Source organism: Streptomyces sp. SDT5-1 (assembly GCF_052245995.1).
In the GTDB taxonomy this organism is placed as follows: Bacteria; Actinomycetota; Actinomycetes; order Streptomycetales; family Streptomycetaceae; genus Streptomyces.
Genome location: NZ_CM125963.1, coordinates 1,685,940 through 1,709,213 on the forward strand (window position 1 = coordinate 1,685,940; position 23,274 = coordinate 1,709,213).

19 protein-coding genes and 2 pseudogenes are annotated in these 23,274 nt (G+C 73.9%); 9 read left to right on the forward strand and 12 right to left on the reverse strand.

Features of this window, described 5'->3' with window-relative positions; genetic code table 11:
• Positions 1 to 34: 34 nt before the first annotated feature.
• Together ACTWJ8_RS07950 and sigJ are read right to left on the reverse strand one after the other, a co-directional pair.
• The gene (locus ACTWJ8_RS07950) at positions 35 to 796 is read right to left on the reverse strand and encodes a GntR family transcriptional regulator (protein ID WP_356383076.1); all 762 of its coding nucleotides are present in this window, start codon (positions 794 to 796) and stop codon (positions 35 to 37) included.
• A 192-nt stretch (positions 797 to 988) separates the two neighbouring features.
• Positions 989 to 1,819 (reverse strand): RNA polymerase sigma factor SigJ, encoded by an 831-nt coding sequence (sigJ, locus tag ACTWJ8_RS07955; RefSeq protein WP_443264837.1) that lies wholly within the window; start codon positions 1,817 to 1,819, stop codon positions 989 to 991.
• Positions 1,820 to 2,049: 230 nt separating this feature from the next.
• Here sigJ and ACTWJ8_RS07960 point away from each other — a divergent pair, with 230 nt between their 5' ends.
• The gene (locus ACTWJ8_RS07960; RefSeq protein ID WP_443263433.1) at positions 2,050 to 2,880 is read left to right on the forward strand and encodes an alpha/beta fold hydrolase; all 831 of its coding nucleotides are present in this window, start codon (positions 2,050 to 2,052) and stop codon (positions 2,878 to 2,880) included.
• Positions 2,881 to 2,916: 36 nt separating this feature from the next.
• Here the strand turns inward: ACTWJ8_RS07960 and ACTWJ8_RS07965 are convergent.
• Positions 2,917 to 3,753: pseudogene (locus ACTWJ8_RS07965) on the reverse strand (DMT family transporter); the annotation flags it as partial.
• Between the two features lie 102 nt (positions 3,754 to 3,855).
• Between ACTWJ8_RS07965 and pdxR the strand changes: the two are divergent.
• The 3 genes from pdxR (at position 3,856) to ACTWJ8_RS07980 (ending at position 8,367) form a co-directional block, all read left to right on the forward strand.
• Positions 3,856 to 5,265 (forward strand): MocR-like pyridoxine biosynthesis transcription factor PdxR, encoded by a 1,410-nt coding sequence (pdxR, locus tag ACTWJ8_RS07970; protein WP_356383068.1) that lies wholly within the window; start codon positions 3,856 to 3,858, stop codon positions 5,263 to 5,265.
• Between the two features lie 124 nt (positions 5,266 to 5,389).
• Positions 5,390 to 6,973, forward strand: coding sequence for an alkaline phosphatase D family protein (locus ACTWJ8_RS07975; RefSeq protein ID WP_443263434.1), 1,584 nt, complete (start codon positions 5,390 to 5,392; stop codon positions 6,971 to 6,973).
• 101 nt (positions 6,974 to 7,074) lie between these two features.
• Positions 7,075 to 8,367: a GNAT family N-acetyltransferase gene (locus tag ACTWJ8_RS07980; protein WP_356383062.1), complete on the forward strand. Its 1,293-nt coding sequence runs from the start codon at positions 7,075 to 7,077 to the stop codon at positions 8,365 to 8,367.
• Here ACTWJ8_RS07980 and ACTWJ8_RS07985 read toward each other — a convergent pair.
• Entirely contained in the window at positions 8,279 to 9,535 is a 1,257-nt protein-coding gene (locus tag ACTWJ8_RS07985) for a trans-sulfuration enzyme family protein (protein ID WP_443263435.1), read from the reverse strand. The two genes, ACTWJ8_RS07980 and ACTWJ8_RS07985, sit on opposite strands and share 89 nt — an antisense overlap.
• A gap of 60 nt (positions 9,536 to 9,595) precedes the next feature.
• Between ACTWJ8_RS07985 and ACTWJ8_RS07990 the strand changes: the two genes are divergently transcribed.
• Both ACTWJ8_RS07990 and ACTWJ8_RS07995 read left to right on the forward strand, forming a co-directional pair.
• Positions 9,596 to 10,093, forward strand: coding sequence for an Lrp/AsnC family transcriptional regulator (locus tag ACTWJ8_RS07990; RefSeq protein ID WP_356383056.1), 498 nt, complete (start codon positions 9,596 to 9,598; stop codon positions 10,091 to 10,093).
• Between the two features lie 20 nt (positions 10,094 to 10,113).
• Entirely contained in the window at positions 10,114 to 11,802 is a 1,689-nt protein-coding gene (locus ACTWJ8_RS07995; RefSeq protein ID WP_443263436.1) for a DUF885 domain-containing protein, read from the forward strand.
• Positions 11,803 to 11,805: 3 nt separating this feature from the next.
• On the opposite strand, the gene ACTWJ8_RS08000 is transcribed toward ACTWJ8_RS07995, so the two are convergent.
• Positions 11,806 to 12,657 (reverse strand): SDR family oxidoreductase, encoded by an 852-nt coding sequence (locus ACTWJ8_RS08000; protein ID WP_443263437.1) that lies wholly within the window; start codon positions 12,655 to 12,657, stop codon positions 11,806 to 11,808.
• A 57-nt stretch (positions 12,658 to 12,714) separates the two neighbouring features.
• Positions 12,715 to 13,167 (reverse strand): rhodanese-like domain-containing protein, encoded by a 453-nt coding sequence (locus ACTWJ8_RS08005; protein WP_356383047.1) that lies wholly within the window; start codon positions 13,165 to 13,167, stop codon positions 12,715 to 12,717.
• A gap of 94 nt (positions 13,168 to 13,261) precedes the next feature.
• Between ACTWJ8_RS08005 and ACTWJ8_RS08010 the strand changes: the two genes are divergently transcribed.
• Positions 13,262 to 13,729, forward strand: a complete 468-nt coding sequence (locus ACTWJ8_RS08010; protein WP_356383044.1) for an Lrp/AsnC family transcriptional regulator — start codon at positions 13,262 to 13,264, stop codon at positions 13,727 to 13,729.
• Here ACTWJ8_RS08010 and ACTWJ8_RS08015 read toward each other — a convergent pair.
• The 4 genes from ACTWJ8_RS08015 to ACTWJ8_RS08030 all read right to left on the reverse strand — a co-directional run bounded on the left by ACTWJ8_RS08015 (position 13,690) and on the right by ACTWJ8_RS08030 (position 18,750).
• A complete protein-coding gene (locus tag ACTWJ8_RS08015; protein WP_443263438.1) occupies positions 13,690 to 13,833 on the reverse strand; it encodes a hypothetical protein in 144 nt (47 codons plus the stop codon). The two genes, ACTWJ8_RS08010 and ACTWJ8_RS08015, sit on opposite strands and share 40 nt — an antisense overlap.
• Before the next feature lie 11 nt (positions 13,834 to 13,844).
• Positions 13,845 to 16,871, reverse strand: a complete 3,027-nt coding sequence (locus ACTWJ8_RS08020) for an AAA family ATPase (protein WP_443263440.1) — start codon at positions 16,869 to 16,871, stop codon at positions 13,845 to 13,847.
• Positions 16,868 to 18,034: an exonuclease SbcCD subunit D gene (locus ACTWJ8_RS08025; protein ID WP_356383038.1), complete on the reverse strand. Its 1,167-nt coding sequence runs from the start codon at positions 18,032 to 18,034 to the stop codon at positions 16,868 to 16,870. Before ACTWJ8_RS08025 ends, ACTWJ8_RS08020 begins: the two co-directional genes overlap by 4 nt.
• Positions 18,035 to 18,129: 95 nt before the next feature.
• Complete coding sequence (locus ACTWJ8_RS08030) at positions 18,130 to 18,750, reverse strand: YigZ family protein (RefSeq protein WP_356383035.1); 621 nt, start codon at positions 18,748 to 18,750, stop codon at positions 18,130 to 18,132.
• Between the two features lie 115 nt (positions 18,751 to 18,865).
• On the opposite strand from ACTWJ8_RS08030, the gene ACTWJ8_RS08035 reads away from it, so the two are divergent.
• Both ACTWJ8_RS08035 and ACTWJ8_RS08040 read left to right on the forward strand, forming a co-directional pair.
• On the forward strand, positions 18,866 to 20,827 hold the full coding sequence (locus ACTWJ8_RS08035; protein ID WP_356383032.1) for an amino acid transporter: 1,962 nt from the start codon (positions 18,866 to 18,868) through the stop codon (positions 20,825 to 20,827).
• A gap of 63 nt (positions 20,828 to 20,890) precedes the next feature.
• Positions 20,891 to 21,298 carry a CoA-binding protein gene (locus ACTWJ8_RS08040; RefSeq protein ID WP_356383029.1) on the forward strand — a complete coding sequence of 136 codons (408 nt, stop codon included), beginning with the start codon at positions 20,891 to 20,893 and terminating at the stop codon, positions 21,296 to 21,298.
• A 16-nt stretch (positions 21,299 to 21,314) separates the two neighbouring features.
• Here the strand turns inward: ACTWJ8_RS08040 and ACTWJ8_RS08045 are convergent.
• Positions 21,315 to 22,280, reverse strand: a pseudogene (locus ACTWJ8_RS08045) (TauD/TfdA dioxygenase family protein).
• A 161-nt stretch (positions 22,281 to 22,441) separates the two neighbouring features.
• A complete protein-coding gene (locus ACTWJ8_RS08050; RefSeq protein WP_356383026.1) occupies positions 22,442 to 23,260 on the reverse strand; it encodes a class I SAM-dependent methyltransferase in 819 nt (272 codons plus the stop codon).
• Between the last annotated feature and the right edge of the window lie 14 nt (positions 23,261 to 23,274).

Here is a 23,274-nt window from a genome sequence, read left to right on the forward strand (position 1 = left end):
CGCGGTTCCCCGCGCCCCAGGTGGGCGGGGGTCTTTAGGACGCGCGGGAGTGGGGGGTGTGGGTGAGTTGGACGGAAGGGGTGTCGCCGAAGGTGAGGCGGCAGGTGTCGGCGCGGTAGGTGGCCACCGAGACCGCGGCGGTCGTGCCGTGGCGGAAGTAGCGGGTCGTGACGACGAGGACGGGGGCGCCGGGGAGGCGGTCCAGTTCCTTCGCGTCGTCGGCGCGCGCCGAGCCCAGCTCGACCGCGCGGTCCTCGCCGTCGAGGCCGAGGCGCTGGAGCTCGCGCAGAACCGCACGCGCGCGTGCCGCGCCGGACGCCGCTTCGATGGCCGTGAGGTCGGGGGCCGAGGTCACGGGGACGTAGAGCAGCTCGGCCGCGACGGGCTGGCCGTGCGAGACCCGGGTGCGGCGCAGGACGTGCACCTCGGTGTCGGGGCCGGTCTCCAGCGCGGCGGCGACCGAGCCGGGCGGCGCCTCGAAGGAGCAGTCGACGGCCTGCCAGGCGTCGGCGCTGCCACCGGGCCAGTCCCGGTCGTCGGAGGCGACGGGGACGCCCATGCGGGGCGGCGCGACGGTGGTGCCGACGCCGCGCCGGCGCTGCAGCCTGCCCTCCAGCTCGAGCTGCTCGAGCGCCTGCCGGAGCGTGGCGCGGGCGACGCCGAAGCGCGCCGCGAGGTCCCGCTCGTTCGGCAGGATCTCCCCCACCGCGAACTCGGAGTCGAGCGCGTCGCTGAGCACGGTCTTCAGGTGCCAGTACTTCGGCTCCGGAGCCGCTTCCAACTGCGTGGTCCCCACCCTGTCCTCCGCAACAACCGCGCCCGGGCGGCTTTTTAGCGCCCTTGTTTATTAAAGGTTCCTGCCTTATCCCTGCGAGAGTAGGACCGCCCTCGGAACTTGGTCAATACCAATCGCCCGGGGCAGCCCACGCGCCGGAATGCGGAAGGCCCGCCCCCGGCTGCGCGTCGGGGGCGGGCCTCGGTGGAGTGGTCAGCCGATCGAGCCCAGCTTGTCCGGGTTCCGCACGATGTAGATCTCCTGGATCCGGCCGTCGCGCACGCCGAGTTGGATGACGGCGTCCGGCTTGCCGTGCCCGGTGACGAGCACGCCGAGCGCGCCGTTGAACTCGACGAGGCCGAGCTCGAAGCCCTCGCCCGCGCCCTGCCGCGCGGCGCCGTGCACGAACCTGCCCACCTTGTCGGCGGACTCGACGACCCGCAGCGGCGCCCTCGCCTTGCCGCCGCTGTCGCCGACGAGCCGGGCGTCGGGGGCGAGCATGGCCATCAGCCCGTCGAGGTCGCCGTCCGACGCCGCGGCCAGGAACCGCTCGGTGAGGTCGCGCTGCTGCGCCGGGTCGACGTCGAAGCGCGGCCTGCGCTCGTCGACGTGCTTGCGGGCGCGGGCCGCGAGCTGCCGCACGGCCGCCTCGCCCCGCTCCAGCGTGCCGGCGATCTCCGCGTACGACAGGCCGAAGGCCTCCCGCAGCACGAACACGGCGCGCTCCAGCGGCGAGAGGGACTCCAGGACGACGAGCACCGCGAGGGACACCGAGTCGGCGAGCACGGCCTGCTCGGCGGTGTCGGGGACCGTGGGCCCGAAGTCGGTGACGAGCGGTTCGGGCAGCCAGGGCCCGACGTAGGACTCGCGCCGGGACTGGACCTGGCGCAGCCGGTCGATGGCGAGGCGGGTGGTGATCCGCACCAGATAGGCGCGCGGTTCGCGGACGTCGGCCCGGTCGGCGCGGGACCAGCGCAGCCAGGCGTCCTGCACCACGTCCTCGGCGTCGGCGACGCGGCCCAGCATGCGGTAGGCGACGCCCATGAGGACGGGGCGGTGCTCCTCGAAGTCGTCGCTGTCGTCGGTGGGATGGATGCGGTCGAGCTCGCTGTCGGTGGCCACCCGTCCATCCCATAGGAAGCGCGGGGCGCTGTCCAGCGGGCGCGGATCGTCTTCGACGCGGGCACTTGAACTGGGGGCTACCGAGCGGTAATTGTTGCTGACAAGGTGTCTAAGGAACCGTCGGGGCGTGGCGGGGACAGGGAGCGAGCGACATGGCGACAGAGGCGTCCTTCACCATCGAGAGCGCCGGAGGCCCCCGCACGGTGCGTCTCGCGTACGAGCGCAGGGGCGCGGGCGAGCCGCTGCTCCTGCTGCACGGCATAGGCCACCACTGGCAGGCCTGGGAGCCGGTCCTCTCGATCCTCGCGGCGGACCGCGACGTGATCGCGGTGGATCTGCCGGGGTTCGGGGACTCGCCCGCGCTGCCCGAGGGGGTCGCGTACGACCTGGCGGGCGTGGTGCCGATACTGGACGCGTTCTGCCGGCACCTCGGGGTCGAGCGGCCGCACGTGGCGGGGAACTCGCTGGGCGGGCTGCTCGCGCTCGACCTCGCGCGGGAGAAGCGGGTGCGGTCCGTCACCGCGCTCTCCCCCGCCGGGTTCTGGAGCGAGGCCGAGCGGCGGTACGCCTTCGGGACGCTGCTGGCGATGCGGGCGGGCGCGCGGGCCCTTCCGGTGCCGGCGATCGAGCGGCTGTCCCGCTCCGCCGCCGGACGCGCGGCGCTCACCAGCACCATCTACGCGCGGCCCGGCCGCCGTTCACCGGAGGCGGTCGTCGCGGAGACGCTGGCGCTGCGGGACGCCGCCGGGTTCAGGGAGACGCTGGAGGCGGGACGTTCGGTGCTGTTCCGTGACGACATCCAGGAGCTGCCGGTCACGATCGCGTGGGGCGTCAGGGACCGGCTGCTCGTGCGCCGTCAGGGCGTCCGCGCCAAGCAGGTCCTTCCGCGGGCCCGGCTCGTGAGGCTGCCCGGCTGCGGGCACGTCCCGATGAACGACGACCCGGCGCTCGTCGCCCGCGTGATCCTCGACGGCAGCCGCTGAGCGCCGCGCGAACACTCCCGAGCCCAGGGCGACCCCGGCGGCGACGAGCGCGCTGCCCGCGCCTTGGGCGACGCCGTACGTACCCGTGCCGACCAGCGGCGCGGTGGCGGCGGCCGCGACGGGGATGAGCCCGGAGAACAAGGTGGCCCGCTCGGCGCCGATCCGTTGCAGCCCCATGTACCAGCACACGAAGCCGACGACCGTGACGACCACGGCCTGCCACACGAGGGCCGCGGACTCGGCGCCGTCCGGCATCCGCAGCCAGCCGCCGCGGTCCACGACGATCCCGACGAGCGCCGACTCCAGAGCCGCGATCCCGCACACCGCGCAGGACAGCAGCCGCGGCCCGAGCGGGCGCAGCACCGGCACGGCGAGCACGGAGAAGCCGACCTCGCCGGCGAGCGCGCCCACGGAGAACGCGATCCCCGCGGCGTCCGTACGCCCCCACCCCTGGACCGTGAAGGCACCTGCGGCCACGAGCAACGCCCCGTAGAGCACGGCCCGTTGGGGGCGTGCGCCGCTCAGGAGGGGGACGAGGACGGCGACGACGACCGGGGCGCAGCCCACGAAGACGCCGGGCACGGCCGGTTCGGCGGAGCGTTCCGCGGCGAGGATCGCGAGGTTGAAGCCGACCATGCCGACGGCCGCCAGCAGCGCGAGCCTCCCCCACTGGCGCGGCGCGAGCCGCCGCAGCGGGCGCAGGCCGCCCCGACCGACGAGCGGCACGAGCAGCAGACAGGCGACGGCGTAGCGCAGGAACTGGCCGCCCGCGTACGGATAGTGGCCCAGCACGCTGTTGGCGGTGAACGAGCCGCCCACGAGGACGCAGGCGAGGGCGGCGAGCAGGGAGCCGCGGAGTGAAGTGGCGTTCATGGGGCCGACGTTAGGAAGCGCGGTGGTCCGTCACGAGGTCCATTCGCGGGCCCGTATCGGGGACCAATCCCGGATGGCCGGGCTCCGCCGTAGGGTCCCGGTATGACTCGGTCGCCCGCCTGGGAGTTGCTGCTGCCCGCGACGAACGCCCCGGCACGCGCGCGTGGTCGCTCGTTGCGGTCGGCGCTGCGGGACGCGGTGCGGTCGGGGCGGCTCGCGCCGGGCACCCGGCTGCCGTCGAGCCGCGATCTGGCGCGCGACCTCGGGGTGTCGCGGGGCCTGGTCACGGAGGCGTACGAGCAGTTGACCGCCGAGGGGTATCTGCGGGCCGGGCGGGGCGCGGGCACGTGGGTGGGCGAGGGGGTGCGGGCGGCGGCGCCGGGCGCGAGCGATCTGGCGCCGCGCCCCGCGACCGGGGTGCGGGCCGACTTCGTGGCGGGCAGCCCGGACCTGGCGCTGTTCCCGCGCGCGGCATGGTCGGCGGCGCAGCGCGCGGTCGTCGCCGACCTTCCGCACCAGGCGCTGGGCTACCCGGACCCGCGCGGCCTGCCCCGCCTGCGCACCGCGCTCGCCGAACTCCTCACGCGGCGGCGCGGCGTGGTCGCGGATCCGGAGCGGATCGTCGTGTGCTCGGGGGTGACGCAGGCGGTGACGCTGCTCGGGATCGTGCTCCGCGCGCGCGGGCAGCGCGACTTCGGGGTGGAGAGCCCCGGAAGCCCGCAGTACGAGGACCTGTTCGCGACGGTCGGAGCGCGGGCGGTGCGCCTCCCCCTGGACGACGAGGGGCTCGCGCCGGGACCGCTGCGGGAGTCCGGGGTGCGCACGGTGGTCACCACCCCTTCGCACCACTTCCCTTCGGGCATCGCGTACTCGGCGGACCGCAGGACGCGGCTCCTCGACTGGGCGCGGGAGACGGGCGGGCTGATCGTGGAGGACGACTACGACGGGGACTTCCGCTACGACCGGGCGCCCGTCGGAGCGTTGCAGGGGCTCGACCCGGAGCACGTCGCGTACACCGGCTCGGTGAGCAAGTCGCTGGCGCCGGGGCTGCGGCTCGGCTGGCTGCTCGTCCCGGACGCGCTGGCCGACGACGTCGTGGCGCGCAAGCGCTACATGGACCTCGGCAATCCGGCGCTCGACCAGGCGGTCCTGGCCCGGTTCGTCGAGCGCGGCGACTACGACCGCCAGCTGCGGCGCTGCCGGCGCGCCTACCAGGAGCGCCGCGACGCCCTCGTGACGGCGCTGCACCGGTACATCCCCGGCACCGAGGTCTCCGGCATCGCGGCAGGACTGCACGCCATCGCGACCCTCCCCGACCGCTTCGGCCCGTCCCGCGAGCTCGTGGACCGGTGCGCGGCGGCCGGCGTGGCGGTCCGTCCGCTGGAGCACTACGGGGGCGGCGCGGGCGGCGGCGTGTCCCTGGTGCTCGGCTACGCGCACCTGTCACCGGCCCGCATCACCGAAGGGATACGCCTCCTGGCGGACGCGGCGCCGCGCGCCCCGTTCCCCTGACGGCGGGGGCGGTTGTTCACTTGGGGTTCGCGTGTGCGCCGCGGCACGGCAGTAGGAGTGGCTGCGCGGCGCCTCGCGTGGGCCAGGCACCGCACTGTCGTCGAGACCGTCACTGGAGGCGTCCATGTCAGACCGTTCGGAAACTCCCCTGCCCGGCCGCCGCGGGGTGCTGCGCGGCGCGCTCGCCACGTCCGCCGCGCTCGCCCTGCCGGCGATCGGCGGGGCCGCCGCGCCCGCGTTCGCGCTCTCCGGGCGGCCGAAGGCCGGCTGGGGCGTCCAGGCGGGCGACGTGGGCGCGCACTCGGGACTCGTGTGGGTGCGCTCCGACCGGCCCGCACGGATGGTCGTGGAGACGTCGGCCACCGACTCGTTCAAGAAGGTCACCAGATGGCGGGGCCCGCTCGTCGGCCCCGACACCGACTTCACCGGCACGACCCGGCTGCGCGGTCTGCCGCCCGGCGAGCAGATCCACTACCGCGTGCTGCTCGCCGACCCCGACGACCCGCGCCGCACCGGCGAGCCCGTCGAGGGCACCTTCCGCACCGCTTCGGTGTCGCGCAGGGACGGCGTGCGGTTCCTGTGGTCGGGCGACATCGCCGGGCAGGGCTGGGGCATCAACCCGGACCGCGGCGGCTACCGCGTGTACGAGGACATGCGCGCCCTCGACCCGGACTTCTTCCTGTGCAGCGGCGACAACATCTACGCCGACGGGCCGATCCTGCCGAGCGTGACGCTGCCCGACGGCCGCGTGTGGCGCAACGTCACCACAGAGGAGAAGTCGAAGGTCGCCGAGACGCTCGCCGAGTTCCGCGGCGCGTTCCGGTACAACCTGCTCGACGAGAACCTGCGCCGCTTCAACGCGCAGGTCCCCACGATCACGCAGTGGGACGACCACGAGGTGCACAACAACTGGTACCCCGGCCAGATCCTCAGCGACGACCGGTACACGGAGAAGAACGTCGACGTGCTGTCGGCGCGCTCGCTGCGCGCGTTCAGCGAGTACTTCCCGATCTCCACGCTGCCGCCCGGCGACGCGGAGGGCCGCGTGTACCGCGTGCTGCACCAGGGGCCGCTGCTCGACGTGTTCGTGCTCGACATGCGCACGTACCGGAACGCGAACTCGCCGGGCCGGCAGGCCGACGACGCCACCGGCATCCTCGGCGCCGAGCAGCTGGCGTGGCTGAAGCGGGAGTTGTCGCGCTCGCGCGCCGTGTGGAAGGTGATCGCCTCCGACATGCCGCTCGGCCTCGTCGTCCCCGACGGCAGCGCGAACTTCGAGGCGGTGGCCCAGGGCGACCCGGGCGCGCCGCTCGGGCGCGAGCTGCAACTGGCCGAGCTGCTGCGGCACATCAAGCATCAGCGGATCACCGGCACGCTGTGGCTGACGACCGACGTGCACTACACGTCGGCGCAGCACTACGAGCCGGCGAACGCGGCGTTCAAGGACTTCGAGCCGTTCTGGGAGTTCGTGTCGGGGCCGCTCGCCGCGGGCGGCTTCAAGGCGCTGAAGCTGGACGGCACGTTCGGCCCGCGCCAGGCTTTCGTCAAGGCGCCCGACCGGAACAACACGTCCCCGGCCGAGACCCCGCCGTACTTCGGCGAGGTGGAGATCGACGGCGGCAGCGGGGAGCTCACCGTGCGGCTGCGGCAGGAGGGCGGCGACGTGCTGTTCGCGCAGACGTTGCAGCCGGGCCGTGTCGGCCAGTGAGGCCCGGCCCGAAGGCTGGCCGAAATCCGACATAAGCACGCTTAACCCGTCGGTCACAAAGCGTTTGTGATCACGCAACACCGGTCCGGCACAGTGGACTCATGAGTAATGAGACGCAAGTTGTCGCTGTTGTCCTCTGCTGCGCCGCGGCGCTCCTCGCGGTGTCCGCCGCCGGGTTCCGCTTGCTGTGGTCACGACGCAAGGAGCACGCCCCACCGCGGGCGGATACCGGCGCCCGGCCGTCCGCCTCCGCCGAGGAGGCCGCGGCCGGGCCGCTCGACCCGGCGAGCAGCGCGCTGTGGCGGATGCGCACGACCGTCAGGGACGAGCCCGGTTCCCTGGCGGCGCTGTGCACGGTGCTCGCCCACCGGCGGGTCGACATCCTGAGCCTCCAGACGCACCCGCTGGCCGAGGGCACCGTGGACGAGTTCCTGCTGCGCGCGCCCGAGGATCTGGCAGCCGCCGAGCTGACGGAGGCCGTCGCGGGCGCGGGCGGCGCCGACACCTGGGTCGAGCGGGCCGACGCCCACGACCTGGTGGACGCCCCGACCCGGGTGCTCGGCCTCGCCACCCGCACCGCGCTCGACGCCGCCGAACTCCCGCTCGCCCTGCGCCAGCTCCTCGGCCGCTGCACGATCAGGTCGCTGCCCGCCCGGTCCGCCACGGCGTCCGGTGACGCGCCGGTCGAGGGCGGCTTCGACGACACGGTGCTGCGGCTGCGCACCCCGGAGGGCGGGGTGATCGTGGTCGAGCGGCCCCATCTGCCGTTCACGCCGACCGAGTTCGCGCGGGCCCGCGCCCTCGTCGAGCTGGACAACCGGCTCGGCCCCCGCGTGCCGCACGGCGGCGACACGCTGACGCTGCCGGAGGGCCACGACATCACGGTGCGGCGCGCCGACTCCGGCGACCTCGCCCTGGCCAAGGCCATGCACGAGCGCTGCTCGCAGGCCACGCTCGCCAGCCGCTACCACGGTCCCGTCGCCGACGCCGACCGCTATCTCGACCACCTGCTGAGCCCCCGCTTCGGCCGCACGCTCACCGCGCAGACCGCGTCGGGCCGCATCGTCGCCCTCGGCCACCTGCTGTGGGACGGCGACGAGACCGAGGTCGCGCTGCTCGTGGAGGACGACTGGCAGCGCCGCGGCATCGGCGCCGAACTCCTCGGCCGCCTGGTCACGATGGCGATCGAGGCGGGCTGCGCCAGCGTGTACGCGGTGACGCGGTCGGCCAACACGGGCATGGTCGCGGCGATGCGCGGCCTCGGCCTGCCCCTCGACTACCAGATCGAGGAGGGCACCCTGGTGATCACCGCCCGGCTGGACGCGGCGCCGGTGACGTCGCCGCTGCCGTACGCCCACGAGGACGGGTACGCCCCGGCCGAGCAGCGCCGTTGACGGCGTGGGCGGACCCGGGCCGGCTGCCGAGCGCCCGGTCCAGGTCCGCCCACAGGTCCTCGACGTCCTCCAGGCCGACCGAGAGGCGCAGCAGCTTGTCGACGACGCCCGCGGCCCTGCGGTCGTCCGCCGCGACCACCCGGTGGCTGATGGACGCCGGGTGCTGGATGAGCGAGTCGACGCTGCCGAGGCTGACCGCGGGGGTGATGAGCCCGACCCCCGCGGTCACGTCGTGCGGGTCGCCCGCGACCTCGAACGCGATCATGGCGCCGCCGATCCGCGGGTAGTGGACGCGGGTGACGCGCGGGTCGTCGGCGAGCCGCGCGGCCAGTTCGGCGGCCGTCGCCGACGCGGCCCGCACCCGTACCGGAAGGGTCGACAGGCCGCGCAGCAGCAGATAGCCGGCGAGCGGATGCAGGACGCCGCCGGTCGCGAACCGGATCTTGCGCAGCTCGCGGGCGAACTCCTCGTCGCAGGCCACGACGCCGCCGAGGACGTCGCCGTGCCCGCCGATGTACTTGGTGGCGCTGTGCAGGACGAGCCGGGCGCCGCTCTCGGCGGGGCGTTGCAGGACGGGCGTCGCGAAGGTGTTGTCGGCGAGCAGCGGCACCGAGCCGCAGGCGTGCGCGACGGCCGCCAGGTCGACCTCCGCGAGCGTCGGGTTGGCCGGCGACTCCACCATCACGAGGCCCGTGTCGGCGCGCACCGCGTCGGCGATCCCCGCCGGGTCCACCCAGGTCACCTCCGAGCCGAGGGCGCCCGCGGTGAGCAGGTGGTCGCTGCACCCGTACAGCGGGCGGACCGCGACGACATGGCGCAGGCCCGCGGCGCCCCGTACGAGGAGCACGGCGGTCAGCGCCGCCATCCCGCTCGCGAACGCGACGGCCGCCTCGGTGCCTTCGAGGCGGGCGAGCGCGGTCTCGAAGCGGGCGACGGTCGGGTTGCCGAGGCGGCCGTAGACGGGCGGTCCGTCGTCGAGGGCGCCCTCGGCGGCGAACGCGTCGATGCGGGCGGCCTCCGCGCGGGTGTCGGCCGACGGGTAGGTCGTGGACAGGTCGAGGGGCGGGGCGTGCAGGCCGAGGGCGGCGAGATCGTCGCGGCCCGCGTGCACGGCTTCGGTGGCGAAGGCCCGGGTGCGGGCGGTGCTCATGTCCCAGTGCGTATCCATGCCCCGCATGCTGAACAACGGGCGGGGTCGATGGGGCAACTCCCGTGCTACGTTCGGCCGATGACCGACTCCGTCGTACTCGATCCGGTCGACCTGGACATACTGCGGCTGTTGCAGAACGACGCCCGTACGACCTACCGGGATCTGGCGGCGCACGTCGGAGTCGCGCCGTCCACGTGTCTCGACCGGGTGAACCGGCTGCGGCGCTGCGGCGTGATCCTCGGGCACGTCCTGCGGCTCGACCCGGCCAAGCTGGGGCGCGGCCTCGAGGCGCTGCTGTCGGTGCAGGTGCGCCCGCACCGCCGCGAGCTCGTCGGCCCTTTCGTGGAGCGGGTGCGCGCGCTGCCCGAGGCCCGCACCGTCTTCCATCTGACCGGGCCCGACGACTACCTCGTGCATGTCGCCGTGCGCGACATGGCGGACCTCCAGCGGCTCGTGCTCGACGCGTTCACGGCGCGCCCCGAAGTGGCCCGCGTCGAGACCCGGTTGATCTTCCAGCAGTGGGAGTGCGGACCGCTGCTTCCGCCCGCGGCGAATCATGGTGACGCGGGCCCCTGACTCGTACGAGGATGTGTCACATGCCACACACCGCGAGCTCACAGCACTCCGCCGCCCGGCTGCCCCGGCAGGTCGCCGACGCCTACGTCGACGCCTTGGTCGCCCTCGACCCCGTCGAGGGCAGCTACCTGGGCGTGCGCGAGTCCCACAGCAAGCTGCCCGACCTCTCCCCCGCCGGTCTGGAGGCCGTCGCGGACCTCGCGCGCGAGACGCTCACGCGGCTCGACGAGGCGGAGCAGCAGCCCGGCGCCGACAGCGACGTCGAGCGGCGCTGCGCCCGGCTGCTGCGCGAGCGGCTGACCGCGGCGCTCGCCGTGCACGACGCCGACGAGCACCTGCGCGAGGTCTCCAACCTCGGCTCGCCGATCCACGGCGTGCGCGAGGTGTTCACGGTCACCCCGACCGACACCGACGAGGACTGGGCGGCGATCGCGCAGCGGTTGCGGGCGGTTCCGGCGGCGTTCGCCGGGTACCAGGAGACGCTCGCGCTGGGCCTCGACCGCAAGCTGTACGCGGCGCCGCGTCCCACGGAGACGTTCGTCGGGCAGCTCGGCGAATGGCAGGGCTGGTTCCAGGAGTTCGCGGGCGCGGGCCCCGATGCGCTGCGCGAGGAGCTGACGGAGGCCGCCGTCGCCGCGGACGCCGCGACCGTCGAACTGCGGGACTGGGTGCGGGACGTGTACGCGCCGGCCATCGAGGGCGCGTCGAACGTGGTGGGGCGCGAGCGGTACGCGCGCTGGTCGCGCTACTACAACGGCACGGACCTCGACCTGGACGAGGCCTACGCGTACGGCTGGAGCGAGTTCCACCGGCTGCTGGCCGAGATGCGCGCGGAGGCCGAGAAGATCCTGCCGGGAGCGGAGACGCCGTGGGTGGCGCTCGCGCACCTCGACGAGCAGGGGCGGCACATCGAGGGTGTCGACGAGGTGCGACAGTGGCTCCAGAAGCTGATGGACGAGGCGATCGACGCGCTCGACGGCACGCACTTCGAACTCGCGGACCGGGTGCGGCGCGTGGAGTCGTGCATCGCCCCGGCGGGCAGCGCTGCGGCCCCGTACTACACGCCGCCGTCGGAGGACTTCTCCCGCCCCGGCCGCACCTGGCTGCCCACGATGGGCCAGACCCGTTTCCCCGTCTACGACCTGGTGTCGACGTGGTACCACGAGGGCGTTCCCGGGCATCACCTCCAGCTCGCGCAGTGGGCGCACGTCGCCGGTGACCTGTCCCGCTACCAGGCGACGCTCGGCATCGTCTCGGCGAACGCGGAGGGCTGGGCGCTGTACGCGGAGCGGCTCATGGACGAACTGGGCTTCCTCACGGACGCGGAGACCCGGATCGGCTACCTGGACGCGCAGATGATGCGGGCCTGCCGGGTCATCGTCGACATCGGCATGCACCTGGAGCTGGAGATCCCCGCCGACTCCCCGTTCCACCCGGGCGAGCGCTGGACGCCGGAGCTCGCGCAGGAGTTCTTCGGGGCGCACAGCAGCCGCCCGGCGGACTTCGTGGAGAGCGAGCTGACCCGCTACCTCTCGATCCCCGGCCAGGCGATCGGCTACAAGCTGGGCGAGCGGGCGTGGCTCATCGGCCGCGCCAACGCACAGGCGGCGCACGGCGACTCCTTCGACGCGAAGGCGTGGCACATGGCGGCCCTCTCGCAGGGTTCGCTGGGCCTGGACGACCTGGTGGACGAGCTGTCGAAGCTGTAGCGGCTACACGAGGGTGCGGCGGAAGCCGCCCTCCGAGTCGATGACCTGCCCGGTGATCCACGCGGCCTCGTCCGTGGACAGCCACGCGACGAGCCGCGCCGGGTCGTCGGGCATGCCCCAGCGCTTGGCGGGGAACAGGCCGGCGATCGCGTCGTACGCCTCGCCGTCCATGTAGTCCGTGTCCACGGGGCCCGGGTTGACGGTGTTCACCGTCACGCACCGCGGCGCGAGGGTGGTGGCCAGGGAGCGGGTGATGGAGGCGAGTGCGCCCTTCTGCAGGGCGTACGCGATCTCGCCGGGCATGCCGTCGGCGATGTCCTGCCCCGACGTCATCATGACGACGCGGCCTCCGGGCTCGTCCGGGACGGCGGCACGGTGCCGGGCGAAGGCCTGGACGAGCAGCACCACGGAGCGGGCGTCCACGGCCCAGTGCGCGTCCAGCATCGCGGCGTCGATCGTGTCGAGCGTGCCGTCGGAGCCGCTGAGAGCGTGGTTGGCGACGACGATGTCGAGCCGGCCGCCGAGCGCGTCCGCGGCGTCCCTGATCAGCTGGGCGGGCGCGTCGGGCGCGGTCAGGTCCGCGGGCCCGTGGACGACGACGGCCTCGTCGTCACCGCGCGCGTCCCGCACGGCGGCGGCGACCTCGTCGGGCCGGTCGGCGCCCCACGGCATCTCCTGGTCGTGCGCCACATGATGGTGCAGATAGACGCTCGCCCCGTACGCGGCGAGCCTCCTCGCGACGGCGAACCCGATCCCGCCGCGCCGGCTGGCACCGGTGACGAGGGCGGTGCGTCCGCGCAGGGGGTGCGGGTCGCGGCGGAGTTCGGCGGGGGTGGGGTGAGGCATTCTGGGCATGCGGCGCATCATGCCAACCCGTGCGTGCCGCCGCCCGTCCTTTTCGACGCGGCCCGATCAGCAGCCGCAGCTCTCCGCCTCCAGGGGCGCCGTCAGCGGATCGGCGGCGCGCCGCGCGGGGCCCTCCCACGTCTCGTAGGCGAATCCCTCCCGTGCCCAGTACTCGAATCCGCCGAGCATCTCCTTGACCTGGAAGCCGAGTTGGGCGAGGGCGTGGGCGGCGCGGGTCGCGCCGTTGCAGCCGGGGCCCCAGCAGTACGTGACCACCGGCACGGACCTGTCGAGCAGCCGCTCCGCCTGCTCCGCGATCAGCGCGGTCGGCAGGTGCAGCGCGCCGGGGATGTGCCCCTGGTCCCACGACTCCGTGGACCGGGAGTCGATCAGGACGAACCCGGGGTCGCCGCCGGAGGCGAGCGCCGCGGCGACGTCCGACACGTCCGTGTGGAAGGCGAGGCTCGCGCCGAAGTAGGCGGCAGCGGCGGAGGGCGAGGCGTACGTGGTGGTGGTCATGCCCGAAAATCTACGGTCACGGGGCCGGCACCTGAAGGCCCGATCCACGGGAACTCCCTTGCCGGACCGGGGATTCCCCGGCAATCTGTCCCACATGGCCGCCGATTCCACACCCGCCTCCCCCTACGTCCCCGACGCCACGGACTGGCGCATCCTCCAGGCCCTCCAGGACGAGGGCCGCGCCAGCTACGCGGAGCTGGCCAGGACCGTGTCGATGTCCCCCAGCGCCGTGACCGAGCGGGTCCGCAGGCTGGAGGAGGCCGGCGTGATCGCCGGGTACACGGCGGTGGTCGTCCCCGAACGCCTCGGCCTCCCGATCCTGGCCTTCGTCCGCCTCCGCTACCCGAACGGCAACTACAAGCCGTTCCACGACCTCGTCGAGGCGACCCCGGAGATCCTGGAGGCGCACCACGTCACGGGCGACGACTGCTTCGTCATCAAGGTCGCGGCCCGCTCCATGCGGCACCTGGAAGAGGTCTCGGGCCGCATCGGCGCCCTCGGCTCGGTGACGACGAGCGTCGTCTACTCCTCACCACTGCCCCGCCGCCCGATCGGCCACTGACGGCCCACGGGCGGCCCCTCGACCACGAGGGCCTCCCGCGCCAGTTCACGGGCACGCGCCCACGCGGCGTCGTCGTAGGTCAGCGCGATCTCGTCGGCGTCCACCGCGCGCCCCGCTATCCGGCATCCGCCCCTCGCTGGCGCACCACCGAGCCCTCGCGGCCCTTGACGACCTCCAGTTGGGCGTGGACGCGGCGGCGGAGGTCGGCGACGTGGCTGACGATGCCGACGCTGCGGTCGCGTTCGCGCAGGGAGTCGAGGACGTCGAGGACCTCGTCGAGGGTCTGGTCGTCGAGGCTGCCGAAGCCCTCGTCGATGAAGAGGGTGTCGAGGCGGACGCCGCCCGCCTCGTCCGTGACGACGTCGGCGAGGCCGAGCGCCAGGGCCAGGGAGGCGAAGAAGGTCTCGCCGCCGGAGAGCGTCGCCGTGTCCCGCTCGCGGCCGGTCCACGCGTCGACGACATGCAGGCCGAGGCCCGAACGGCCGCGTCCCGCGAGGGAGTCGGAGTGCACGAGGGTGTAGCGGCCCGACGACATCCGGCGCAGGCGGGCCGTCGCCGCGGCCGCCACCTGTTCCAGGCGGGCGGCCAGTACGTACGACTCCAGACGCATCTTGCGCTCGTTGTCGGCAGCGGTTCCGGCCGCGAGGGAGGCGAGGCGGGCCACCCGGTCGTACGTCTCGCGCAGCGGGCCGAGGCGGCGGGCCTCGGTGGCGGCGCGCCGCGAGAGCCGGTCGAGTTCGGCGCAGCGGCGTTGCGCGGCGTCGCGGGCGGAGGCCGCCGCCCGTACGCGCGTGTCGGCCGCCCGCGCGGCGGACTCGGCCGCCGTCACGTCGGCCGCGGGCCTGGCGGCGGCCGCCGCGGTGTCCTCCTCGGCGAGCACGGCGCGCACGGCCGCCTCCTCCGACTGCCGGGCGTCGATGCGGTGCTGCAGCTCCCGGTGGTGCGCGTCGTCGAGCAGCGCGGCGGCCGCCGCCTCCGGCGTGTCGAACCCGGCGCGGAACGCCGCGTCGGCGAGTCGCCCCTCCGCCTCCTTGAGGCGTCGGGCCGTGTCCTCGACGGCGCGGGCCGCGTCGGCGGCCTCGGTGAGCAGCGCGCCCTGGCGCTCCAGTTGGGCCGCGCGCGCCTCGACGCTCTCGGCCCCGCCGCGCGCGTCCGCCAACTCCCCTTCCAGGCTCGCCTGTTCGCGGTCGAGCGCATCGCGCAGGGAGGCGCGGGCCGCGGTGCGCTGCGCCGCCTCCTGCCGTGCGGCGAGGCGCCGGTCGTGTTCGCTCTGCTCCCTCGTGAGGGCCTCGCGGGCCGCGTGCGCGGTGGCCGCGAGGGCGTGCGCCTCGGCGTGTCGCTCCCCCAAATCACGGACGGCGTCGGCGAGTTGCGCGGCCGGCGCGTCGCCCGCCGCCGCCTTCGCCGCCGCCAGTTCCTCCCGTACGTCGCCCAGGGCGCGCTCGGCCTCGGCGCGGCGCTCGTCGGCGGCGCGGTAGGCGGCGAGGGCGGCCTCCTCGGCGGCGCGGTCGACGTGGCCTTCGGACTTCCGCATGGGTGCGGGGTGTTCGGTGGCGCCGCACACGGTGCAGGGTTCGCCGTCGGCGAGGGCCTCGGCGAGTTCGGCGGCGACGTCGCGCAGGCGCCGTTCCTTGAGGCCGAGCCAGTGCTCGTGGGCGGTCGCCGAGCGCTCACGGGCCCGCAACGCGTCGGCGTCCGCGGTCTCGACGCGCTCGGCGAGCCGGTCGCGGTCGACGGCGGCGCGGGCCTGCTTGCGGGCCGGTTCCAGCTGGCCCGCGAGGTGTTCGGCGCGGGTCGCGGCGTCCTGGGCCTCGTCGACGCGGGCCTGGAGCTCGGCGCGGCGGGCCTCCCAGCCGTCGAGCCAGCCCTCGGTGTCGGCGAGGAGTTCGGCGTCGGCGCGCTCCTCACGGTCGAGTTCGGCGCGCTCCCGCGTCAATTCGGCGAGCCGCCGTTCCGCCCGCCGCGCCGCGTCCAGTCCCCCGAGCTCCTGCGCGACACGCCGCGCGGCCTGCGACAGCGCCTCCGGCGACACGGGGACGTCACTGCTGCCCGGCCACGCCTCCCCCAGCTCACGCCGTGCCCTGCGGTCCTCCTCCAAGGCCGTGCGGTGGGCCGTGTCGGATTCTTCACGGAGGGCCAGGGCCGGTTCCACCGTTGCCGCCTTGCGGGCGCGGTCCATGCGGGACTGGAGGGCGCGGTGCTCGTCCGCGTGGTCCGCCAGGGCCGCCTCACGCTCGCGGGCCTGGGCGAAGCGGAGCTGGAGGCGGTGGGTCTCCGTCTCCTCGGCCAGTGCGCGCTGCGCCGCGATCCGCGCCGACTCGGCGGCGTCCAGGGCGAGATGGGCGTGCGTGAAGTGTTCGCGGGCGGTCGAGCGGGCCGTGGCCCCCCACGTCAGGACGGCGTCGGCCAGGCCCGGGTCGCCGGGTGCCAGGTCGACCGGGTCCAGTTCCACCAGGCCACCGGCGGCCTGCTGCATACGGTGCGCGTCAGCCAGCAGCTCCGCGTCCCCCGCGGCCACCTGCTTCTGCGCCGCCTTGCGGTCCTCCGCGAGCCGCTGCTCCACCGCCGCGAACCGGTGCGTGTCGAAGAGCCGACCGAGCAGCTTGCCGCGCGCCTCCGCGTCGGCCCGCAGGAACCGCGCGAAGTCGCCCTGCGGAAGGAGGACCACCTGGCAGAACTGGTCCTTGCTCATGCCGAGCAGCTGCGTGATCTCCTCGCCGATCTCCTGGTGGGAGCGGCTGAGGTCCTTCCACGCCCCGGCCACGGCGTCGTACTCGCGCAGCCAGCTCTGCGCCTTCTCCGTGGTGAAACCTGTGCCGCGCTTCTTGGGGCGCAGGAACGGCGGCTGCCGGGTGATCTCGAGGCGGCGGCCCGCCACCGTCAGGTCGAGCGACACCTCGGTGCGCACGCCCGGTTCGGCGTGGTCGCTGCGCAGGTTCTGCCCCTGGCCGCTGCCGCTCTGCCGGGCCCCGGGCACGGACCCGTACAGCGCGAAGCAGACCGCGTCGAGGACGGAGGTCTTGCCGGCGCCGGTCGGTCCTTGCAGCAGGAAGAGGCCCGCCGCGGACAGCTCGTCGAAGTCGACCCGCTGCGTCCCCCCGAAGGGTCCGAACGCCGTGATCGTGAGGGTGTGCAGCCTCAACGCGCCACCTCGCGCACCACGTCGTCCGCGCGCACCGCGTCGAAGGCGGCCCGCAGCACCGCCCGCTCGCTGTCGTCGGGCCCTGTGCCCCTGACGTGGGTCACGAAGTCCTCCGCGATCTCGTGGTCGTCACGCCCCTTGAGGCGCTCGGCGTAGGTGGCGTCCGGCTCGTCTTCGTCCGTGCGGCGCGGGTCGAAGAGCAGGCTGAGGGTGTGCGGGAAGCGTTCGGCGATACGGGCCATGGGGTCGTCGGGCCTGACCGCGTCCGTGAGCGTGGCCTCCACCCAGGACTCCTCGTGGCATGCGAGGTCCGGGTCGGCGAGCAGGTCGTCGAGGTCGCCGCGGATCCGGGCGAGGGGCCGCGGCACGGGGCAGTCGATCCGCTCGGCGCCGACCGCGCCGTCGGCGTCGAGGTCGATGAGCCACATGCTCTTGCGGTGGTCGGTCTCCGAGAACGAGTACGGGAGGGGTGAGCCCGAGTATCTGACCCGGTCGGCGATGACCTGGCTGCCGTGCAGATGGCCGAGTGCCACGTAGTCGACGCCGTCGAAGACCCCGGAGGGGACCGCTGCGACGCCGCCGACCGTGATGTCCCGCTCGCTGTCGCTGGGCGCGCCGCCGGTCACGAAGGCGTGCGCGAGGACGACGGACCGGGTGCCGGCGGGGCGCGTCGCGAGGTCGGCCCGTACGCGCTCCATGGCGGCGGCGAGCACCTGCTCGTGGCCCGCCTTCGCGACGCCGAACTCGTCCTTGACCAGGGCGGGTTCGAGGTACGGCAGCCCGTAGAAGGCGACGTCGCCGTGCGCGTCGGGCAGCACGACCGGCTCGCCCGCGCGCGCCGGTTCCGTGCGCAGATGGATGCCGGCCCGCCCGATGAGTCCCGCGCCGACGCCGAGGCGGCGGGCCGAGTCGTGGTTCCCGGAGATCATCACGGTGGGCACGCCGAGGTCGGCGAGGCGGTGCAGCGCGTCGTCGTACAGCTCGACGGCCGCGAGGGGCGGGACCGCGCGGTCGTAGACGTCGCCCGACACGACCACGGCGTCGACGTCCCGCTCACGGGCGGTGTCGACGAGGTGGGCGATGAAGGTGGCCTGGGCGTCGAGCATGTTCACGCGGTGGAACGAGCGGCCCAGGTGCCAGTCGGACGTGTGCAGCAGCCTCATGGGGAACGAGGCTAACGTGTCGCGGTCGGCCGTTCTGACGTCTCGGGACTCCGCCCCTGACCCCGCTGCTCAACCGCCGCAGGCGCTCCCTCGGCTCACCCGTACGCCTCCCCGCCCAGTTCGAAGCTCGCCGTGCCCGCCGTCGCGTCCGCGAGCCAGCCGCGGAAGCGGTCCACGTCGGACTCGGGGAGGCCGATCTCGATCGTGACGGCGGCGCCGTACTGGACGTCGCGGACCTCGCAGCCCGTGGCGCGGAGGTCGTTCTCCATCTTGCCCGCGCGGGCGTGGTCGACGGTGACCGTGGCGAGGCGGAAGCGGCGGCGGGTGACCGTGCCGAGCGCGTCGAGGGCCTCGCCGACCGCGCCGCCGTAGGCGCGGATGAGGCCGCCCGCGCCCAGCTTCACGCCGCCGAAGTAGCGGGTGACGACGGCGACGACGTAGCGCATGTCGCGGCGCGTGAGCATCTGGAGCATGGGGACGCCCGCGGTGCCGCCCGGCTCGCCGTCGTCGCTGGCCTTCTGGACGGAGGCGTCGGCCCCGATGACGTACGCGTAGCAGTTGTGGTTCGCCGTCGGGTGTTCCTTGCGGACGCGCGCGACGAAGGCCTGGGCCTCCTCCTCGGTCGCGGCGGGCGCGAGCGCGCACAGGAACCGGGAGCGGCTGATCTCTGTCTCGTGCACGCCCTCGCGGGCCACCGTGCGGTACTCGTCCTGCATCCGACCAGCGTATGCGCAGGTGGCGCCGGGCTCGCCCCCGCCCGGTGCACAGGTGACGATGTGATGGATACTCGCTCGTCGTCCCTGAGAGCCGCCCGACAGGAAGCACCCGCACATGACCGGCATTCCGGCCGAGACCTCCGCCGCCTCCACGAGCCGCTGGCGGTCGTGGCTGCTGGAGGGGCTGAGCGAGCAGACGGCCCGCCATCAGGGTCCGCACGGGCACGCTCCCGAGGAGCACAAGGGCCACAAGTGGTGGCGTGTGATGTGTCTGACGGGTGTCGACTACTTCTCGACGCTCGGCTACCAGCCGGGCATCGCGGCGCTCGCCGCCGGCCTGCTGTCGCCGCTTGCGACGCTCGTCCTGATCGCGCTGACGCTGCTCGGCGCGCTGCCGGTGTACCGCAGGGTCGCGAAGGAGTCGCCGCACGGCGAGGGTTCGATCGCGATGCTGGAGCGGCTGCTGCCGTGGTGGGCGGGGAAGCTGTTCGTGCTCGTGCTGCTCGGCTTCGCCGCGACCGACTTCATGATCACGATGACGCTCTCGGCGGCGGACGCGGCGGCGCACGTCGTGGAGAACCCGTTCGCGCCGAGTTCCCTGCACGGGGCGAACACCTGGATCACGCTGGCGCTGCTCGCGGCGCTCGGCGCGGTGTTCCTCAAGGGGTTCCGGGAGGCGATCCGGGTCGCCGTGCTGCTGGTCGGCGCGTATCTGACGCTGAACGTCGTGGTGCTGATCACGGCGGCCGTGCATGTGTTCACGGAGCCGGTCAAGATCGGCAACTGGTGGGACGCGATGACGGCCGAGCACTCCTCGCCGTTCGTGATGATCGGCGTCGCGCTGCTCGTGTTCCCGAAGCTGGCGCTCGGCATGTCCGGCTTCGAGACCGGGGTCGCGGTCATGCCGCAGGTGAAGGGCGACTCCGCGGACACGTACGCGCGGCCGAAGGGGCGCATCCGGGAGACGCGCAGGCTGCTCACGACGGCCGCGCTGATCATGAGCGGGTTCCTGCTCCTTTCGAGCCTGGCCACGACGATCCTGATCCCGCAGCACGAGTTCGAGTCGGGCGGCTCGGCGAACGGGCGGGCGCTCGCGTATCTCGCGCACGCCTACCTCGGCGAGGGCTTCGGCACGGTGTACGACGTGTCGACGATCTGCATCCTGTGGTTCGCCGGGGCCTCCGCGATGGCGGGGCTGCTCAATCTGGTGCCGCGCTATCTGCCGCGCTACGGGATGGCGCCGGAGTGGACGCGGGCGGTGCGGCCGCTGGTGCTGACGTTCATGGCGGCGGCGGTCGTGATCACGCTGTGGTTCAACGCGAACGTCGACGACCAGTCCGGCGCGTACGCCACCGGTGTCCTCGTCCTGATGCTGTCGGCCGCGTTCGCGTCGACGGCCGCGGTCCACCGGTACGGGCACCGCGGTGCGACGATCGGCTTCGGGACGATCACCGCGGTGTTCGCGTACACCCTGGTCACGAACGTCGTGGAGCGCCCCGAGGGCATCCGCATCGCGCTGATCTTCATCGCGGCGATCCTGATCACCTCCTTCGCCTCCCGCGTCCACCGCGCGTTCGAGCTGCGCGCGGGCGCGGTCTCGTACGACGACACGGCGCTGCGGCTGATCGACGAGGCGGCGGCGCGGGGACCACTGCGGATCATCGCGAACGAGCCGCACGAGGAGACGGCGGAGGATTACCGGGCGAAGGAACGGTGCCAGCGCGAGGACACGCCGATGCCGGAGGACGGCCGGGTGCTGTTCCTCGAGGTGTTCGTGCAGGACTCGTCCGACTTCACCGAGGACCTGCTGGTGCACGGCGACGAGAAGCACGGCGTGCGGCGGCTGCGGGTGCGCGGCCCCGGCGTCCCGAACACGGCCGCCGCCGTCCTGATGGATCTGCGCGAGCGCACCGGCGGCGTCCCGCACGCCTACTTCAACTGGACCGAGGGCCACCCCCTCGGCCACCTGCTCCGCTTCCTGGTGTTCGGCGACGGCGAGGTGGCCCCGGTGACCCGCGAGGTCCTGCGCCGCGCGGAACCCGACCCGGCGCGCCGGCCCCGGGTCCACGTCGGCTAGGAATCCTCGCGGCGCGTGCGGAGTTACCCGTACGCAGAGACGATCCGCCCCTAGGAGGCCACCATGTACGGCGATCACGACACGGTTCGCAAGATCCTCACGGAGAGCGGTGACACCTGGGCCGTCGTCGGCCTGTCGTCGAACCGGGCGCGCGCCGCGTACGGGGTGGCCGAGGTGCTGCAGCGGTTCGGCAAGCGGATCGTGCCGGTGCATCCGAAGGCGGAGACCGTCCACGGCGAGCAGGGGTACGCCTCGCTCGCGGACATCCCGTTCCCGGTCGACGTGGTCGATGTCTTCGTGAACAGCGACCTCGCGGGCCCGGTGGCCGACGAGGCCGCCTCGATCGGCGCCAAGGCCGTGTGGTTCCAGCTCGGGGTCGTCGACGAGGCGGCGTACGAGCGGACGCGGGAGGCCGGTCTGGCCATGGTGATGGACAAGTGCCCGGCGATCGAGATCCCGCGCCTCGGCTGATCCGCCGCGTTCCTTCCTACGCCTCGGCGCTCACGCCGTCCGTGGAGGCGCCGGAGGCGATGCCGTAGCCGGGCTCGGGGACGGAGTCGGGGGCCAGCAGGGTGGAGCGGCGGCCGTCGACGCCGACCGGGACGTCGCCGTCGACGGTGACGCGGCGGAGGGTGCGGGTGTGGGCGTCGGAGTCGTCCACGCCGTAGTGCTGGGTGGCGCGGTTGTCCCAGATGGCGACGTCGCCGACGCGCCACTGCCAGCGGACCGTGTTCTCGGGACGCTCGACGTGCGACTGGAGGACGCCGATCAGGGCGCGGGAGTCGCGGGCGTCGAACCCGGTGAGCTTCTGGAGGAAGTTGCCGAGGATCAGGGTGCGTTCGCCGGTCTCCGGGTGCACGCGCACGACGGGGTGCTCGGTCCTGAACGTGGTCGACGTGAACACCTTGCGGTGCTGTTCGAGCGCCGTGGAAGGGGCGTCGGGGCGGGCGGCCGCGTAGTCGTAGTCGTTGGTGTGCACGCCGCGCAGGCTGTCGGCCAACGCGCGGAGCGGTTCGGGGAGTTCGGCGTAGGCGGCCGCGGTGTTCGACCAGAGGGTGTTGCCGCCGTACGGCGGGACGACCTCGGCGCGCAGGATGGAGAAGGCGGGCTAGGCGGGCACGAACGTGACGTCGGTGTGCCACTGGTTGGCTCGCCCGCCGTGCTCGTTGTCGATGCCGAGGGCGTAGCGGCCGTCGACGGACGGGACGGTGGGGTGGGCGACGGGGGTGCCGAGGAGCCGGGCGAACGCCTCGTGGCTGTCGGCGTCGAGGTGGTGCTGGTCGCGGAAGAAGACGACCTTGTGCTCGAGGATCGCGGCGCGGACGGCGGCGACGGCGGCCTCGTCCAGGTCGCCGCCGAGTCGGACCCCGGAGACGACGGCGCCGAGCCGCCCTCCGACCTTCTCGACGGTGACCTCGGTGGCTGCGGTGACGGTGGCTGCGGTGGACGTCATGGCGGGAACCCCTTCACTGGGCGGGTGGGGGCGGGAGTGCCGGCTTGGTGCCAACAGGAGCTTGTCCAGCCGCCGTTGACCTGGTCAAGGAGGTCCGGCACCGCTTCACGACCTTGCAATGCCGGTGACACCCGGCGACATCCGGCGACACCCGGACGCCGTCAGCGCGCCCGTCTTGTGGCGAGCCGGAGTTCCGTCAGGTAGCGCTTGGTCACGGTGCCGCCGTAGCGCGTGTCGATGAGGGAGGCGATGCAGTCGAGGAGGGCCGCGCGGAGCTTCGGGGGCAGGGCGAGGGTGCCGGAGTAGGTCTGGAGGAGGTCGAGGTAGGCGGCTGTGGTGTACGTCAGGTCGCGTTCGTAGCGGTGGAAGACGGGGGCTTCGAAGCGGTCCGCGCCGGGGAGTGCGGTGGTGCGCTGGTCGACCGTGCGGTTCGGGGCCTCCTGGCTGTCGTGCGGGATGTCGGCCGCGGGGGTGGGGCGGAGGCCGGGCGGGGTGGTGGGGTCGAAGCGTTCGTAGCAGCGCTGGACCTCGGTGAAGAAGTCCTCGGTGCCGCCCGCCACATGGTGGGTGGAGACGGTGGCGAGGGTGCCGCCGGGGCGCAGCGCGTCCGCGCTCTTGGCGACGCGGACGGCGGGGTCGATCCAGTGGAAGGACGTCGCGGCGAGGACGAGGTCGAAGGGTTCGGCGGGCAGCGGCCAGTCCTCGAAGGCCACGACGTGGACGGTGGTGCCGGGGAGCCGGTCGCGGAGCACGGCGGCCATCTCGGCGCCGAGTTCCACGCCGACGACCCGGCAGCCCCGTTCGACGAGCGGCACGGTCGCCTTGCCCGTGCCGCAGCCGATCTCGAGGACGCGGCAGCCGGGCCCCGCCCCGGGGAGGTCGTCGAACATCCGGGGCGGGTAGCCGGGTCGGGCGCGGTCGTAGCGCTCGGCTTCCTGGGTGAAGGTGCGGCGCAGGCGTTCGCGTTCGGTGTCGGTCACCGGCCGCAGGCTAC